The 17,048-nt window shown below is 48.5% G+C and carries 15 protein-coding genes and 1 pseudogene; 9 read left to right on the top strand and 7 right to left on the bottom strand.

Annotated features, from left to right (window positions below; all coding sequences use genetic code 11):
• The first annotated feature begins 141 nt into the window (after positions 1 to 141).
• A complete protein-coding gene (locus tag MUG84_RS01730; protein WP_342346085.1) occupies positions 142 to 1,326 on the top strand; it encodes an MFS transporter in 1,185 nt (394 codons plus the stop codon).
• Between the two features lie 226 nt (positions 1,327 to 1,552).
• Here the strand turns inward: MUG84_RS01730 and kduD are convergent, their stop codons facing one another.
• Genes kduD through kduI form a run of 3 tightly spaced genes read right to left on the bottom strand, consistent with a single transcriptional unit; the run spans position 1,553 to position 3,984 of the window.
• Positions 1,553 to 2,305 (bottom strand): 2-dehydro-3-deoxy-D-gluconate 5-dehydrogenase KduD, encoded by a 753-nt coding sequence (gene kduD / locus MUG84_RS01735; RefSeq protein ID WP_244718568.1) that lies wholly within the window; start codon positions 2,303 to 2,305, stop codon positions 1,553 to 1,555.
• Between the two features lie 33 nt (positions 2,306 to 2,338).
• On the bottom strand, positions 2,339 to 3,103 hold the full coding sequence (locus MUG84_RS01740; RefSeq protein WP_244718572.1) for a DeoR/GlpR family DNA-binding transcription regulator: 765 nt from the start codon (positions 3,101 to 3,103) through the stop codon (positions 2,339 to 2,341).
• Between the two features lie 47 nt (positions 3,104 to 3,150).
• Positions 3,151 to 3,984, bottom strand: coding sequence for a 5-dehydro-4-deoxy-D-glucuronate isomerase (kduI, locus tag MUG84_RS01745; protein ID WP_244718575.1), 834 nt, complete (start codon positions 3,982 to 3,984; stop codon positions 3,151 to 3,153).
• Positions 3,985 to 4,292: 308 nt separating this feature from the next.
• Here kduI and MUG84_RS01750 point away from each other — a divergent pair, with 308 nt between their 5' ends.
• Positions 4,293 to 5,483, top strand: a complete 1,191-nt coding sequence (locus tag MUG84_RS01750; RefSeq protein WP_244718579.1) for a glycine C-acetyltransferase — start codon at positions 4,293 to 4,295, stop codon at positions 5,481 to 5,483.
• Positions 5,484 to 5,519: 36 nt separating this feature from the next.
• A complete protein-coding gene (locus MUG84_RS01755; protein ID WP_244718583.1) occupies positions 5,520 to 6,482 on the top strand; it encodes an L-threonine 3-dehydrogenase in 963 nt (320 codons plus the stop codon).
• A gap of 89 nt (positions 6,483 to 6,571) precedes the next feature.
• Here MUG84_RS01755 and MUG84_RS01760 read toward each other — a convergent pair whose 3' ends face one another.
• From MUG84_RS01760 to MUG84_RS01775, 4 genes and pseudogenes are all read right to left on the bottom strand, one after another.
• On the bottom strand, positions 6,572 to 7,471 hold the full coding sequence (locus tag MUG84_RS01760; protein WP_244718587.1) for a cation diffusion facilitator family transporter: 900 nt from the start codon (positions 7,469 to 7,471) through the stop codon (positions 6,572 to 6,574).
• A gap of 240 nt (positions 7,472 to 7,711) precedes the next feature.
• Entirely contained in the window at positions 7,712 to 8,905 is a 1,194-nt protein-coding gene (locus tag MUG84_RS01765; protein ID WP_244718590.1) for a hypothetical protein, read from the bottom strand.
• 141 nt (positions 8,906 to 9,046) lie between these two features.
• Entirely contained in the window at positions 9,047 to 9,694 is a 648-nt protein-coding gene (locus MUG84_RS01770) for a metal-dependent hydrolase (protein WP_244718593.1), read from the bottom strand.
• Between the two features lie 160 nt (positions 9,695 to 9,854).
• A pseudogene (locus MUG84_RS01775) lies at positions 9,855 to 10,079 on the bottom strand (helix-turn-helix domain-containing protein); the annotation flags it as partial.
• 308 nt (positions 10,080 to 10,387) lie between these two features.
• Here MUG84_RS01775 and MUG84_RS01780 point away from each other — a divergent pair.
• From MUG84_RS01780 to MUG84_RS01805, 6 genes are all read left to right on the top strand, one after another.
• The gene (locus MUG84_RS01780; protein WP_244718596.1) at positions 10,388 to 11,119 is read left to right on the top strand and encodes a tyrosine-protein phosphatase; all 732 of its coding nucleotides are present in this window, start codon (positions 10,388 to 10,390) and stop codon (positions 11,117 to 11,119) included.
• A 55-nt stretch (positions 11,120 to 11,174) separates the two neighbouring features.
• A complete protein-coding gene (locus MUG84_RS01785) occupies positions 11,175 to 11,924 on the top strand; it encodes a YveK family protein (protein WP_244718599.1) in 750 nt (249 codons plus the stop codon).
• Positions 11,905 to 12,594 (top strand): CpsD/CapB family tyrosine-protein kinase, encoded by a 690-nt coding sequence (locus MUG84_RS01790; RefSeq protein ID WP_244718602.1) that lies wholly within the window; start codon positions 11,905 to 11,907, stop codon positions 12,592 to 12,594. The genes MUG84_RS01785 and MUG84_RS01790 overlap by 20 nt, the downstream gene beginning before the upstream one ends.
• Before the next feature lie 243 nt (positions 12,595 to 12,837).
• Positions 12,838 to 13,737: a UTP--glucose-1-phosphate uridylyltransferase GalU gene (gene galU, locus MUG84_RS01795; RefSeq protein WP_244718606.1), complete on the top strand. Its 900-nt coding sequence runs from the start codon at positions 12,838 to 12,840 to the stop codon at positions 13,735 to 13,737.
• Positions 13,738 to 13,780: 43 nt separating this feature from the next.
• A complete protein-coding gene (wecC, locus tag MUG84_RS01800) occupies positions 13,781 to 15,043 on the top strand; it encodes a UDP-N-acetyl-D-mannosamine dehydrogenase (protein WP_244718609.1) in 1,263 nt (420 codons plus the stop codon).
• 3 nt (positions 15,044 to 15,046) lie between these two features.
• The gene (locus MUG84_RS01805) at positions 15,047 to 17,035 is read left to right on the top strand and encodes a heparinase II/III family protein (protein WP_244718626.1); all 1,989 of its coding nucleotides are present in this window, start codon (positions 15,047 to 15,049) and stop codon (positions 17,033 to 17,035) included.
• The last annotated feature ends 13 nt before the right edge of the window (positions 17,036 to 17,048 follow it).

The raw sequence follows: 17,048 nt of genomic DNA on the forward strand, positions 1-17,048 counted from the left end.
TCCGGGGCTCCCCGCAAAGTCTCCACTTTGTGGGGTTATATTGTGTGACTAAAAATTTAGGCTTGAAGACAAATGGGTAATAGGTTACCATTGCGGTAGTAACTAATTGGACGACATCATAGAAGGGAGCATAATTCTTACATGAATTTTAAAATTTACATTCTTGCGATCGCCTGCTTTGTAATTGGCATGGTAGAGCTGATCGTAGGAGGCATTCTGGATCTCATTTCGGGGGATCTTCATATATCTGTAAGTGCTGCGGGGCAGCTTATCACGTTGTACTCAATCGTGTTTGCCCTGTCGGGACCTCTGCTGCTTACGGCGACCGCGCGGATGGAGCGGAAAAGACTGTACCAATGCGCCTTGCTGGTGTTTATCATCGGTAACGTGCTGTCCTCGTTAAGTCCCAATTTTACAATCATGTTGATTGCGCGCGTCTTGTCGGCGGCAAGCGGTGCACTGATTACGGTTCTCTCGATTACGATGGCTTCGCAGATGGCGGAAGAACAATATAAAGCCAGAGCGATCGGCGTGATTTTTATGGGCGTCAGCGGGTCGCTTGTACTTGGTGTTCCGCTTGGTATGATGCTGGGGAATGCTTTTGGCTGGCGTGCCCCGTTTATTATGATTACGGCTTTGTCGGTCCTTGCTCTGATTGCGATTAGTATTTTCTTTCCGAAAACACAACCGGAGGCAGCCGTACCACTTCGTCAGCAGCTGGCATCCTTGAAGAACGGAAAAATCATTTTCGCACAACTGATTTCGGTCCTGATGCTGACAGGTCATCTGACGCTGTATGCTTATCTGACGCCTTTCCTGCAGGAAACGCTGCATCTGGGGCCTTCAGCACTTAGCTTTTTTTACTTGATCTTCGGCATTGCTGCGGTCATGGGTGGAGGCCTTGGCGGCTGGGTGTCGGATAAATTCGGTGCGGAAAAGAGCATTTTGACGATCGTTAGTGTGTTTGCCGTGGTAATGTTCCTAATGCCGCTTTCGACCGTTTCCGTTTATGTATGTTTGATCGTCATGATTGTGTGGAGCGCCTTAAGCTGGTCGATTTCACCTTCACTGCAAAGCTATCTCCTGCGATCGGCTCCGGAATCGGCCAATATCCAGCAAAGCCTGAACAGTTCCGCTACGCATATCGGCATCGCGCTGGGCTCGGCTATCGGAGGTATTGTTATTGAAAATTCATCGGTTTATTACAACGCTTGGGTGGGTGTGATTTTCGTGATTCTGGCATTTGGTTCTGCATGGATGTCTATCAAATGGAAAGCTCGCAAAAACACATCAAAGGCTGCGTCTGCGGCTCAGCATGTACAGTAACGTGTGAGGAACATTCCCATGTCTTCGCTTATGAGCGGAAACTGGACGGCAGACGTTTCCTGATCGTATCGAATTGGAGCAGGGAATCCCTTGATTTTGAAATGGATAACGACTTTATGAATGGAGGAATCCTGTGTCGGTGTATCCGCGGGCAGGCTGAAGCATAGAAAAGACCGTATTCTCCAGAAGAGAGAATGCGGTCTTTTTGCTCCAAATATAGAATTGTCTATCTTGCCATCCATCCGCCGTCCACACACAGGACATGCCCGTTCACATAATCGGAAGCGGAAGAGGCTAGGAAAATGGCTGCGCCCTGGATATCCTCCGGCGTACCCCAACGTCCAGCAGGAATGCGTTCCGTGATGGAAGCTTTGCGCTTCTCGTCCGCTTGGATTTGAGCCGTATTATCCGTAATCATGTATCCGGGAGCGATGCCATTGACCTGGATGCCGCTTGCGGCCCATTCATTGGCAAAAGCCTTGGTTAGTCCGGCAATGCCATGTTTGCTCGCAGTATAACCCGGCACATTAATGCCACCTTGATAGGACAGCATGGAGCAGATATTAATAATCTTGCCGCTGCCCCGTTCGATCATATGTCTACCAGCAAGCTGCGACAGCAGGAAGACCGTATTCAGGTTCAGGTCAATGACATCGTACCAGTCTTTTGCGCTGTGGTCCTTGGCAGGTGTCCGCCGGATGGTACCCGCATTGTTGACGAGGATATCAATCCGTCCCGTTAATGACAGGGCTTGATCGAATACCTTCTGAAGTCCTGACGCATCGCTTAGATCAGCTTCGATTGCAGCGCTCTTGCGGCCCATGGCTTCCGCTTTCTGCACGGCTTCCTGGGATGAGCTGCGGGCAACACATACCACATCAGCTCCGGCTTCAGCCAGGCCTATGGCAATACCTTGGCCGAGACCGCCGGAAGTACCGGTAATCAATGCCGTTTTACCTTCCAGATTAAACAGATTCATATGTACATCCGCTCCTTGACTATTCGATGGGGATCAATAATCCCCGCTCAGCTCAATCGGTACATTGGCTGCCCGGAACTGCTCCAATAGTTTGCCTGGCATCTCATTGTCTGTAATCAGACTGTGAAGCTCCTTCAGCTGCGCAAACGTACGCAGCGCAGTCTGTCCAAATTTATGATGATCGGCCACTACGATAATTTCCCTCGCTGTGTCGATGAGAGCACGCTTGAATGCAATCAATTCCCCGGTATAAATGGTAAGTCCATGCTCCGGATGTATGCCGGTAGCTGATATGAAAGCTTTTTGGATATTCAGCTCTTTTACATAAGCCACGGCTTCCGGACCGGTTAGAATGTTGCGGACCCTGTAGCCTCCAGGAACAACGAGATTGATTTTATCTTTTTTGGAAAGCTCGCTGATAATATATACATCGTTCGTAATGACCGTAAGCTGCTGGTTGGGCAGAAGGCGGGCAATTTCCAGCGTGGTGCTTCCGCCGTCCAGAGCGATAATATCGCTGGGCTGGATCCGTTTCACGGCTGCCGCAGCAATGCTCCGTTTCATGTCCAGATGTCTTGCGATCGGTTCCTTTAACGGCAATATGCCGAATTGATCCGCTTGAGCAAGTACGGCGCCGCCGTGAACGCGGCGAATCAGCCCCTGTTCCTCCAGCTTGGTCAGGTCTTCACGAATCGTTTTACCCGTGACCTCTAAGATGTCGCTTAATTCCGTCACGGTAACTTCTTTGCTTGTCAGCAAAACTTCCATAATCTTCTCGTGCCGCAGTATCGGGTTCATTTCACATGCCTCATTTCAAATCAGGGTAAATAAGAATCGGTTTCGCTTTATTTTAAATCCTTCATGTCAACCGGGTCCATATCGGAATAAATTTTGTTGTCGCCAGCCATGCCCCAGATAAATGTATAATTGCTTGTGCCTACTCCGCTGTGAATCGACCAGCTTGGCGAGATCACGGCTTGCTCGTTTCTCATGACGATGTGGCGCGTTTCGCTTGGTTCACCCATTAAATGAAAGACAACCGATTCCTCTGGAAGATCAAAATACATGTAAGCTTCCATACGGCGGGGATGAACATGCGCTGGCATTGTATTCCACATATTACCTGTCTTAAGCAGAGTCATACCCATGACCAGCTGCGAGCTTTGAATGCCATTTTGATGAATAAACCGGTAGATGGTCCGGTCATTGGAATTCTCGATGGAACCGAGGTCCGCGGACTCGGCATCCGCAAGTGTGGCCTTTTGTGTTGTATAAGATTGGTGGGCCGGAGCGGAATTCAAATAGAACTTGGCCGGAGCGGCGGAATCGACGCTTTTAAAGACAACCTCCTGATTCCCCATGCCGACAAAGAGACATTCCTTGTTGTCGAGCTCATACTCCTTGCCTTCTACTACAACGATACCTTTTCCGCCGACGTTAATGATACCGATTTCACGACGCTCCAGAAAATAGCTAACGCCAAGCTCTTTTAAATCCATGTCCAGCTTGACTTCCTCATTTACCGGAAAAGCGCCGCCAATGATGAGCCGGTCTTCGTGTGTCAGAACAAGCTCCAGGCGATTCGGGGTGAACAAGACAGGAATATGAAATTCTTCACGCAGTCGTGCCGTGTCAAATTGTTTGACTTCTCGTGGGTGCGATGCATATCTTCTTTCCAAAATAAACACTCCTTTTAGGGTTCATTTATGTTCATATAGGTTCACAATAAACCTTTTTGGAAATAATGACAATATCTTTTTTACGCATAAATGATACGAAATAGATGAACAACTCCTGGCAGATCGAATCGCTTTGAGCCCATCTCAAAAAAAATTAAAAATTTTATGTTTTTATATGTCCTTGGTGGATGTACAAATCGTTTAAAAGATGCTACATTGAAGATAAATAAACACTTGTATAGTAAGGATTTTTAATGATATTAATGTCCTCTATACGAGGACATATGTATATTTAGGAGGGAATTGCCATGTCCAGTCATTCGCTTGAGCAGTTTTTAACAGAGAATATTGAAGATCTGAAAAGCAAAGGATTGTACAACGTCATCGATCCGCTGCAAGGTCCTAACGGACCAACCATTCTCATTGAAGGCAAAACGCTGATTAATCTGTCTTCCAACAACTATCTTGGATTGGCTACGGACGAGCGGTTGGTTGAGGCATCCATCCAGGCAGCGAAAAAATACGGCGCTGGAGCCGGAGCTGTCAGAACGATTAACGGAACACTGGATCTGCATCTGGAATTGGAACGCAAGCTGGCCGAATTCAAGCATACGGAAGCGGTTATCACGTACCAATCAGGCTTTAACTGCAATATGGCTGCCATTTCTGCGGTTATGGACAAAAATGACGCCATTTTATCGGATGAGCTTAACCATGCCTCCATCATTGACGGCTGCCGGTTGTCGAAAGCCAACACGATCCGTTTCAAGCATTCGGATATGGAAGATTTAAGAGCGCAGGCTAAGGCTGCCAAAGAATCTGGTCTATACAATAAAATCATGGTCATTACGGACGGCGTCTTCTCTATGGATGGAGACATCGCCAAGCTGCCGGAAATCGTGGAAATCGCTGAGGAGTTTGATCTCATTACGTATGTGGATGATGCCCACGGTTCAGGCGTTTTGGGCGGGGGAGCCGGCACTGTGAAACATTTTGGCTTGTCGGACCGCATCGATTTCCAAATTGGTACGCTTTCCAAAGCTATTGGCGTGGTCGGCGGATATGTGGCAGGTACGAAAAAGCTGATTGAATGGCTGAAGCTGAGAAGCCGTCCGTTCCTGTTCTCGACCGCTATGCCGCCAGCATCGGTAGCTGCGTGCATCGCTTCGGTGGATATTTTGATGAATGATCAGACATTGATCAAAAAGCTTTGGGAGAACGGCGATTTTCTGAAAAGCGAGCTGAAGAAGCTCGGGTTTGATGTCGGTCACAGTGAGACGCCAATTACGCCTTGCATCATCGGAGATGAAGTGAAGACGCAGGAGTTTAGTAAGCGCTTGTATGAGGAAGGCGTATATGCCAAAGCGATCGTTTTCCCAACGGTCCCTAAAGGAACTGGACGGATCCGCAATATGCCTACGGCTGCCCACAGCAAGGAAATGTTGGAGCAGGTCGTTTCCATCTACGAAAAGGTAGGTAAAGAACTAGGGATTATCTAAACGGTCTGCGGGGAAGCCAAACGGGGAGGTATAACGATGAAAAAAATTTTGGTGACGGGTGCATTAGGCCAGATTGGATCAGAGCTGGTCGCCAAGCTGAGACATTTGTATGGTAACGATCATGTCATTGCTACCGATGTGCGGAATACGGGACATGAAATTACAAGATCGGGACCGTTTGAAACTCTGGATGTAACGGATGATAAAGCCATGTTCGAGGTTGCCAAACGATATCAGGTGGACACGATGATCCATTTGGCAGCGCTGCTGTCCGCAACAGCTGAAGAGAAGCCGCTGCTGGCCTGGAACCTGAATATGGGCGGTCTGGTGAATGCGCTGGAAGTCTCAAGAGAGCTTGGCTGCCAGTTCTTTACCCCAAGCTCCATCGGAGCGTTCGGCCCAACCACGCCAAAGGATCATACGCCGCAGGATACCATTCAGCGTCCAACCACGATGTATGGTGTGAATAAGGTGTCCGGGGAGCTTCTGTGTGATTATTATTTTCATAAGTATGGATTGGATACCAGAGGTATCCGGTTCCCTGGCCTCATCTCCTACGCGACCCCTCCGGGAGGAGGCACAACAGACTATGCCGTAGAGATTTATTATGATGCGGTGAGCCAAGGGCGTTATGCTTCGTTTATCGATAAGGGCACCTATATGGATATGATGTATATGCCCGATGCGCTGGATGCAGTTGTTCAGCTGATGGAGGCCGACCCTGCGAAGCTGGTGCACCGGAATGCGTTTAACATCACCGCGATGAGCGTAGATCCGGAAGCTATTGCCGCTTCGATCCGCAAGGTGATCCCGGCATTTGCCCTCGAATACCAAGTGGATCCAAAGAGACAGGCTATTGCCGAGAGCTGGCCGAATTTCATTGATGCTTCCGCTGCAGCCAGTGAATGGGGCTTTAAGGCAAAATACGATCTCGATGGGATGACACGTGATATGCTGAGCCAGATCAGCTCGAAAGAGATGCTTGCCCGGAAGGCGTAAACATGAATTGACGTTTGACGCCTGTAACAGAAGGATTAAATTATAGACTGTCTGCTTCGTCCATTTCGGACGTTGATGGGCAGTCTTTTTTACTGCTCTTCCTCACCATCTGCGTACCAAGGGTTCAAATGAACCATCACGTCTCCGACCTGCTTCATCCGCCGCATAATCGTTTTTTTGACCTCGCGACTTACGTCATGACCCTCTTTAACCGTCAATTGGTTGGGTACACTGACCTTAACGTCCACAATAATGGCGTTGCCAAGCTCGCGTGCGCGAATACTGTCTACCCGTTTTACATTCGTAACGGAATAGATAATAGAGCACAGCTCGTCGAGCTGTTCATTTGTAATGTTTTTGTCCATTAAAATATCGATCGATTCTCGGCCCATTTTAATACCTAGGCGAATCACAAGGTAAGAGACGATAATGCCTGCAGCCGCGTCGCCGTATTCGGTGTATGGAATATGATATTTGTCTCCAATCAGGGAAATGCCGATACCGACAACAGCGGCCGCGGACGCATACACGTCGGCAATGTGGTCATAGGCGGTCGCGATCAGGCTGCGGCTGTTCTCCGCTTTACCGATACGCATGCAGTACATATACAGCGCCTGCTTCCAGATCAAAGAGACCAGTGCTGCAATGAGAGATATCCAGCTGGCAGCGGCAGGCGGCTCGAAGAAGGATTCTACGGACTTATATACCATCAGAAGCGCAGCCATAATCAAGATAATCGCCACAAGTCCGGAAGCGATGGCTTCCGCTTTGCCGTGTCCGTACGGATGGTCTTCATCCGCAGGCTTTCTGGAGACGAGAGCGGAGGTCAGGGCGGCAATCGTTGCAACAACATCGCCGGCGTTGTGTATACCGTCTGCCACGAGAACTTTACTATTATAAATGATACCGGTGACAATTTTTAATAACGTCAGCAGGATATTACTGATCAAGCTGATCCAAACCGCAAAAATGGTTTTATCTTTTGCCACTTCTAAATTCTCCTTGAGTAATATTGTAATGTACTAGGGAAGCCGTTTTAACCAAAAGTTGGGATGAGACCCTCAAGTACAAAGTATTTATCACTAGAATAAATTATATTCATCAAGGATGGAAGGAGCAGCCGTTTATTGAATATACCCAAAAAACTCCCCAAAGCCTAAGCACCAATCTTCCTGTTTTGGAAGATGCATGCGGTTTTTGGGGAGTTGTTTTTTTGGAATAACTATCATTTAAGGGTTTTTCAAATAGCCAATCTTGATCAGTGTCGGAGTTCCATCTGCCGTACCGAGCAGCAGGGCGGTGTCCTTTTGACCCGAAATATGTAGAGGCTGAATGAAAAGGCCGCTGTTGAAAGTAGTCCGGTTAATGATCTTGTTCCATTTTGTGGTCCCATCGTCGCCAAGCTTCCAGACAAACTGCTTCGACACCGTACCATGCCAGTCCTGATTCACCGTTCCGGTTGCCATATAACCGCCATCCGGAGCAGGCTGGATATCGTTTAGCATACTTCGGTCAAGCGAAGCATCCGGCTTCTGTACCCATTGGAGAGAACCGTCCTGCCGCACACTCATCGCATATCCCGATGTCAGGTACCGGTAACCGCCATCCGGGTTCGGATGATTGTAATAACCGGCAAGAGCAAGATCGCCGTTGTTCCCTTCGGACATAGCCGTGATCCACAGATTTTGAGTATCCTCCGCAGGATCAAAGCGATTTTGCCAGATCAGATTCAAATCAGCATCCCATTTGGCAACGAAGACCTGCTCTTGGCCGGTTTCAGACACAGATTCCGCCGATAGGGCAAAACCTCCGCCCGATAAAGGGGTCAGCGTGTCCACGTTGTCGAATACTACGCCGGGAAACTCCTGTTCCTGAATGACTTTACCGTCTGCAGAAAAATGGATTAAACGAAGCTTGCTTGTATTCGCCATATCCGCAGGTGTTTTGAGGGCAGCGATATAACTGTTATCCTTCAGCTGAATGGCAGAACGAATGAGTCCTGAAGGAGTGGTGGAAGATGAGGAATAATCCCACTCCAGCTTGCCCGATGGGCCGATCTTCATCATAATATTTCCGCCGGCGATCAGAAATCCGTGGTCACGGGTTCCGTGAAATGAAGAGATATATTCGAGATTTTGCTTGGAAAATGAAGTGATGGGCTTGATCTGTCCGTAGGCACCAATGGCTGTTATGCGTACTTGGTCGCCTTGAATAGCAGCATACATCATTTGATTATCGTCATGCTCATATACAGCCCCATTCGGTATTGACATGGTCGTATAGGACAGCATTTCAGGCGGGATTTGCTGAGAAGGCGCAGCCTGCACATGGGACGCTAGAGGGAGGAGAAGGGCGGCTGATAGTGCAGCAGACAGCAGCTTCCTCTTATGTCCTTCTATTCTCATTGGCTTCAGATGATGCATCTTGAATCCCTCGCTTTATGTAGGTTTTTACCCGGGCTCATTCTATTATGGGCTCCGGCCAAACCGCCTTCAAGCGCAATTAGTCTTGACTTCACCAAGCTGATCATCGACCGAACGGACCGGTAGAATGGAACTAACTTCCTATGCAATCGGCAGCTTGAATGATTTTTTGAAAATGGGGTATAGCCACTTCACGCCGTTTGGCGTAAGCGTATCTGCAATCAGATGTGATAAATACCCGGCGGTAGCCACGAACATGATGCCGTCCAGATGAAGCTGCTTTTCCAAACCGGAACCTATGGCGGCCCAAAGTCCCAGCGCCCAAATCGTGTGCGTCATGCCGCGATGCTTCAGCCATGGGGCTACAGCCACGAATAGGCCGAATCCCATAAGCCACATCATATGATGCGACCAACCGGTATACAAGAGCAGGCATCCAATGCTACTAACAAGAATGTTCCTGAGCAGACCGTCCTTGATAATCAGACCGAGCAGAAACAGGCTTAGTGCTGCCAGAGAATATTCGACGACAAAAAAACTCTCCGTAAAATAAAGCCAAGCCAAAATCACGATCAGAAGCAGACCGGACCAAAAGAGCATTTCCCGCAGCCACTTGGAAAACTGGCCGATTCTTGAACTCAGCATACTTGGCCCATCCAGATCGGGACTGAGCGCAGAAAGTGCGGAAATTGCGATATAGAGTGCGGCATGCTCCAGCGTAAACGGATAGTGGGCGGCAGCTGCCGCTCCAATGGCTACGCCGATCGCCAAATGTGTTGAACCTTTCATTGTTCCTCCTCTGACTGACTAAGATGAAATGAATGCAAACGTATGTTTGCTACCATATTATACATGCTGAACCTGATTTGTGCAAAGCTTCATAGCGAAATGACTACGACACTGGGGTATGTATGACACAGCTGCAGCTTTATGGTTCTGAAAAGTTTGGATCCAGGTCTACGGAAGCGCTGGGTATTTCTCTCCTTCCCAGCAAGTAATCAATGGAGACCTGAAACAGATCCGCCAGTCGGTTCAGAGTATCAAAGTCCGGCTTCCTTCGGTTTTTCTCGTAGTGAGATAAAGCGGCCCTGCTGATGCCGATCGAAGCGGATAATTCCTCCTGTGTCCAACCCTTTTGCTCCCTTAGCTCCGCAATCCGGTGACCGTACTTCATCATTTTCCACCCTCCGTATGGATTTTAAGTCCACTTAAATAACGCTTGACATGATACAAAATGTATCGTAAATTAACAGTGTCGTCAATAGTTAATACACATTTTGAATCCATTTTCCTAAGGGATGGGGTTCCTCTCCCTCTTGCAACCCCTTGGTTTTTTCCTAATGGCGCAAGTTCTAGCCTTGGTTTGGTTTCTCATCAGGACTCTTCAGAATTCGATGTTCTTCAACAAAAAAATGCTGTGGATAAACAAATTATGATACATATTGTTACATTAATAGATATGAAGGAAACAGGTGAGATCAGATGATTGATACTCATTGCCACATCATTCAGGGAGTGGATGACGGTCCTGCCACCATCGAAGGTGCGCTTCGTATGGCTTCGACCGCGGTGAGGGAAGGAATAGATACCATTATTGCCACCCCGCATCATGCAACCAAAAGGTATAGCAACCCCGCCCGAAAAATTCAGAAGCGTGTTGCTGCACTAAACAGTAGGCTGAAGAAGAACAGCATTCCGCTCAAGATATTGCCAGGGCAGGAATTCAGGCTCACTGAATCATACCGGTCGGAGCATCGGGCTGGCCGGCTTCAGACGCTTGCTGGAACCTCCTATCTGCTGGTTGAGCTACCGTCCCGCGGGATTCCTGAATGCTTTCATTCATTTCTGGCTTATGCGAAACAGCAAGGTATTCACCCAGTGATTGCACACCCGGAACGAAATCTTGACATTATTAAGAACCCGGATCAGGTGCTTGAATGGATTAATCAGTATGGCGTGAGGCTTCAGGTGACAACCCAATCACTGATTGGTTTATTCGGTGAGGAAGTACACAAAACGGCGTCCTATTTATGCAGACAACGCTTTATTCACTTGATCGGCAGCGATGCGCATAACACGCTACGGAGGAGGTTTTACACGAATGAAGGTTATGAGGTAGTGAACCGGCTGTGCGGGTCATCTTATTTGCAATCTCTGCAGCATCATGCAGCCCAATTAATCCGAGGAGGCAAGATTGGCAACCTGCATACCTAGTTCCGGGAAGAGTAGCCGCCCGGGTTCAAATCGTATGAGAGTTGGGGGAGTTCTAATGGAATTCAAGTTAATGATAGAGATGCTGAGAAAGAGGCTGTGGCTGATTGTTGCCTTTGTCGTAATCTGCACCGCGGGAGCTGGATTGTTCAGCAAATATATGATGACACCGATGTATGAGGCCACGAGTACGCTGATCGTGAATAAGATGAATGTGGATCAGGGGGGAACCCGGGGACTGGACTTGAATGAGATCAACTCCAATATTATGCTGATCAATTCCTATAAAGTAATCATTACGTCAGCATCCATTATGGACAAGGTCGCCGCGAAGCATCCTGATCTGCAGGTAAGCTCCAAGGAATTAATCGATAAGCTGCAGGTGATTACCGTACAAAATTCGCAGGTGATTACGCTGAAAATGAGGGATCCTTCCTACACCCGAGCCATGAATGTCGTCAACTCCGTGTCGCAGGTCTTTAAGGAAGAAATCCCCCAAATTATGAAGATCGATAACATTTCTATTTTGGACAATGCCAAACCACAGACAGATCCGGTGCCGGTCAGTCCGAAGCTCAAAGTGAACATAGCAGTTGCGTTTGCTGCTTCCTTTCTGATTGCTGTGGGCATCGTTCTCCTGCTCGAATATCTGGATGACACTGTAAAAAGCGAATATGACGTGGAACGGTACCTTGAACTGACAACTCTCGGAGCGATTCGGAAAATAAAAAAGAGCGACCTCCGAGCACGTTCCTCAGCCAGGACCAAAGAACAGGCAGGTGAAAAATATGCGACACTCAGCCAATAAAAGCAAGCTCGTTATGAATACCAACCGCAGATCCAATATCTCTGAGGGTTACCGAAATCTCCGCACCAATATTCAATTTTCCGGCTGGAATCAAAAGCTGCAGGTGCTGGTCGTTACCTCAACCCAAGCAGGCGAAGGAAAGACAACAACGATCAGTAATTTGGCGGTCGCTTATGCCCATGAAGGGAAAAAGGTGCTCTTGATTGACGGAGATTTGCGCCATCCTTCATTGCAAGGCATATTCAATGTTCCCAACCGTGTGGGTCTCTCGAATATTTTGGCGAATCAGTGCTCGTATGGCGAAATCATTCACCAGACGACCGTCGAAAACTTATCTCTCATTACTGCCGGACCAGTACCGCCCAATCCGACTGAACTGCTGTCCTCGGATAAGTTAAGGGAAATCATTGAAGTTTGGAAAGAAGAATTCGATGTCATTCTGATCGACACCTCGCCGGTGATGGCGGTAGCAGATGGCCTGATTGTAGCCTCCATCAGTGACGGAGTCATTCTGGTCGTGCAAGCTGGCAAAGTAAAACGGGAATTCATCAAGAAAACCAAAGAAAAGCTGGAGCTCGCCAAAGCCAACATTCTAGGTGTGGTCCTGAACAATAAAAAGTACACCAAGTCGGAAGCGCATCAATATTACTATTACAGTATTCCTGAATAGAGTCCGGATCGGCTTCTCGGCCGAAGGTTATGTCTACTGAACCTTTATCACGGTAGGCACTCGATCATGCTGTGGGTATTTGTCGTACCTTAGACGTTCATCGTCGAGAGTGTGATGTGAGGCCGGGTTAGATGCCCGAGGTTCATACTTCGATTGAAGTATGAGCTATGTGATGCGCCGGACATATAGCTCATACATTAATCTATCACAAAGAGAATGCAGTATATGAAGGGGGAGAAGGAAGTGAACAAAGTCAGAAAAGCGATTATTCCAGCAGCGGGTCTTGGGACACGGTTTCTGCCGGCAACCAAGGCTATGCCCAAGGAAATGCTTCCAATCGTCGATAAGCCGACCATCCAGTATATCGTGGAGGAAGCGATCGCGGCGGGCATTGAGGATATCATCATCGTTACGGGAAAAGGCAAGCGCTCGATTGAGGATCACTTCGACTACTCTTTCGAACTTGAACATACACTGCAGCAGAAGGGAAAGTTGGAAGTTCTGGAATCGGTTCGCCGCTCTTCGGCTGTCGAGATTCACTACATCCGCCAGAAGGAAGCCAAGGGACTCGGTCATGCCATATGGTGTGCACGGAATTTTATAGGCAACGAACCATTCGCGGTGCTGTTGGGGGATGATGTTGTGAGATCGGAAGTGCCTTGTATAGGCCAGCTTGTCTCGCAATACGAAACTTATGGGACTTCCGTGGTAGGAGTAGGCCATGTTCCGGCTGACCAGACCCATCGTTATGGGGTCATCGATCCGCTGCATGTGCTGGATCATGCGGGTACTGCCTATAAACTGCTCAGGGTTGTGGAAAAGCCAGCTCCCGGCGAGGCTCCCTCCAATCTGGCTATTATCGGCCGTTATGTGCTGACGCCAGAGATTTTTGGCTATCTGGAGCGTCAGGAAGCAGGGTACGGAGGAGAGATTCAACTGACAGATGCCATTCAGCGGTTAATTGAAGAGAAAGGTTGTATCGGCTATGTCTTTGATGGGGAGCGATTTGATGTCGGCGAAAAGCTTGGCTACATTTTAACCACCATTGATTTCGCGCTGCATCAGGAGGACCTGAGGCTTCCTCTTCTGGCGGCCATGGACCGGATTCTGCAAATGGAGAAGCAGGAAAAAGCCGTATATTAGTGCTCAATTATTTCATTAATTTGATAATAAGGCAGGGACTCCAATGGTGAAGAAAGTTTGTGTGGTGGGACTCGGATATATCGGTCTTCCGACAGCCAGTCTACTGGCTATGAGAGGCTTTCAGGTGCACGGTGTTGACGTTAACATACATACCGTAGAAGGCATTAACCAGGGCAAGGTTCATATTACTGAGCCGGAATTGGACCGCGCTGTACAGAGTGCTGTTCAAAGCGGGCTGCTTCAGGCTTCCACGGTCCCGGCAGAAGCGGATATTTTTATTTTGGCGGTTCCGACACCATTTCGTGAAAACAACAGACCCGATTTGACATATGTAGAGCAGGCGGCAAAGGCGGTCATTCCATTCCTAAGGCCTGGAAATCTGATCATTCTCGAATCGACAAGCCCGGTGGGTACAACGGAACGGATTGCAGATTGGATCATGGAAGCGAGAGAAGATTTGAGTTTATCGGATTCACTTCTATATAACCGTATTTATATATCTTATTGTCCCGAGCGTGTGCTTCCAGGTCAAATCATGCATGAACTGGTTGAAAATGACCGCATTATCGGTGGCATCGATGAAGCTTCCACGCGCTGGACAGCCGATTTTTACAAGCATTTTGTCAAGGGAGCTATTCTTGAAACCAATGCCCGGACGGCTGAAATGGCCAAGTTGACGGAAAATTCATTTCGGGATGTCAATATTGCCTTTGCAAATGAACTGTCGCTGATCTGTGATCATCTGGATATCGATGTGTGGGAGCTGATTCGTCTCGCCAATCACCACCCAAGAGTGAATATCCTTCAGCCCGGGCCTGGAGTTGGCGGTCACTGCATTGCAGTCGATCCTTGGTTCCTGGTCGATGCGGCTCCGGAGCAGGCCAAGCTTATACATACTGCCCGAATCGTAAATGATCAAAAGCCCAGGCATGTGGTAGATAAGGTACTGCAGCTTGCCGCCAGGCTGAGATCGCCGGTGATTGCCTGTCTGGGACTGTCCTTCAAAGCGAACATTGACGATTTGCGCGAAAGTCCGTCCATGGCGATCGTAGAACATCTGACGAAGACGGAAGCAGCCACCTTGTATGTTGCTGAGCCTCATATTAAGCAGCTGCCGGAACGTTTGCAATATGAAAATGTGTTTTTCGCAGATGCGGAGGAAGCGATACGGAAGGCGGATATCGTCCTGCTGCTAGTGAACCATGAAGCCTTTCGCTCCATAAGCCCTGATCTATTACAGGAGAAGATTGTTGTGGATACAAGGGGCTTTTTCCTTCAGGCTGCCCGAGTGGAAGTGGGCGTGTAAAGAATGTCGACGGTTCAAACCAAAATCAGGCGTTTGATGGAAATGCCCCTTCGTGCTGCGATGAAGAAAATTGCCGACAAAGCAATCCAAGAGGCACGGTTTGCTTACAGACAGTACCGGATAAGTCGCTCGCCCATTACACTGCGGCCGGAGCTGTTTAGGTCCTTTGAATCCTCGAGTCATTTCCTCGTCGATCCGGCAAAACGCCAGCAGTATAAGGAAGTGCTGATCGCGGAGGGGCTAAACCAGGAGATTATCCGCGATGCGGACCAAATCTGCGAGCATGTGTTTAACCTGCTTGGTTCAGGAGATGTCCATCTTGGATCGTCACTGCCTTGGCATGAGGACTTCAAGACAGGGTTTCGGTGGGAAAACAAATTTTATAAATGGATTAAAATCGTTGACCTAGACAATGTTGCGGACGTGAAGGTTCCTTGGGAACTTTCCCGTTTTCAGCATTTGTTTACGTTTGGTAAAGCCTACTGGCTGACGGATGACGAAAAGTATGCATGTGAGTTTAAGGCACAGATAGATGACTGGATATTGCGAAACCCGGTAGAAATGTCGGTCAACTGGAGCTGCGCCATGGATGTTGCCATCCGTGCGGCCAATTGGATTGCCGCGGTTCCTTTTTTCCGGAAAAGCCCGTCCATACCGGATTCCTTCTGGGAAAGCCTTCATGCCACGTTATACCTGCATGGTGTCTTCATCCGCGGCAACCTGGAGAATACTGGGGAGCATACGGGCAATCATTATACGGCTAATTTGGCCGGATTGGTCGCGTTGGGCTTATATTTTGGTAGCTTCACCTTGCAGTCAAATCAGCCTCATGGCGGAAGCCCTGAAGAATGGCTCAGCTTCGGAATGACAGAGATGGAAAAGGAAATGTTCGTACAAGTCAATGGGGATGGAACGAACTACGAAGCTTCCACTTCATATCACCGTCTCGTTGCTGAAATGTTTCTGGTAACAACAATATGGTGCTCCCAAAACGGTCTATATTTCTCAGATCGCTATCTGAAGCGTCTTGAAAAAATGCATGAATTTATGCTGAGCATCATGAAGCCGAACGGATTGACTCCGCTGGTTGGCGATGCTGACGATGGCAGGTATCTCATCGTATCCCGTTACGGCAGTTGGGTACGTAGTGATTTTCGCCATCTGATGGCAGTGGCTGGTGAATTCTTTGACCGGGATGATTTCCGGGCTGCCGGTCTAGGCAGCGCAGAGGATGCGTTGTGGATTGCCGGACGAATAAAACCTGTCTTGGAGCAGGGAGATACTCTCATGAAATCCTCCGCTTTCTCGGATGGCGGTTACTACGTCCTGCGCAGTAGGGAGGCATACTGCCTGATCCGCTGCGGAGAGTTGTCTTTTCATGGCCATGGGGCGCACAGTCACAATGACCAGCTCAGCTTTGAGCTGAACGTGAAGGGACAGGATATTATTGTCGATCCCGGTTCATATGTCTATTCGGCAGATTTCCGGGCCAGGAACCTCTTCCGCAGCACGGCTGTCCATAGCACGCTGCAGATTGACGAACTAGAGCAGAATGACATCGAAGAACGGAATTTGTTTTTGTTGCGTGAGCAGACTTTTGCGTTATGTGATTCTTTTACGGATCATCATTTTTCCGGGAGTCACCAAGGTTATCTGACAAAAGCGGGATTTATTCATAGACGCGAGATGAAGCTGGAAGAAGCGGGGCTGGTTATTGTCGATACGATGGAGAAAGTCGGCGTGAGCTCCGATCCAGCTCCATCGGTATCCATCTCGTTAATGCTGGCTCCAGGGGTTAAAGTAACCGGACATCAGATGAACTGGGTTCTCGAAACCAGTGGATGCAGGGTTGCCATTGCTTTTGAGGGAGCTGCAGAAGTAATGCTTCATGATGCATGGGTATCCGCAAGCTATGGAACTCGTATTCGAAGTCAATTGCTGCGGGTGCATACCCGTAATCTAAGTCTGAAGATGAACATTCGTTGGGAATAAAACGGGGGAGCTA

This window comes from Paenibacillus mangrovi, from assembly GCF_022898935.1.
GTDB lineage: Bacteria > Bacillota > Bacilli > Paenibacillales > Paenibacillaceae > Paenibacillus_AQ > Paenibacillus_AQ mangrovi.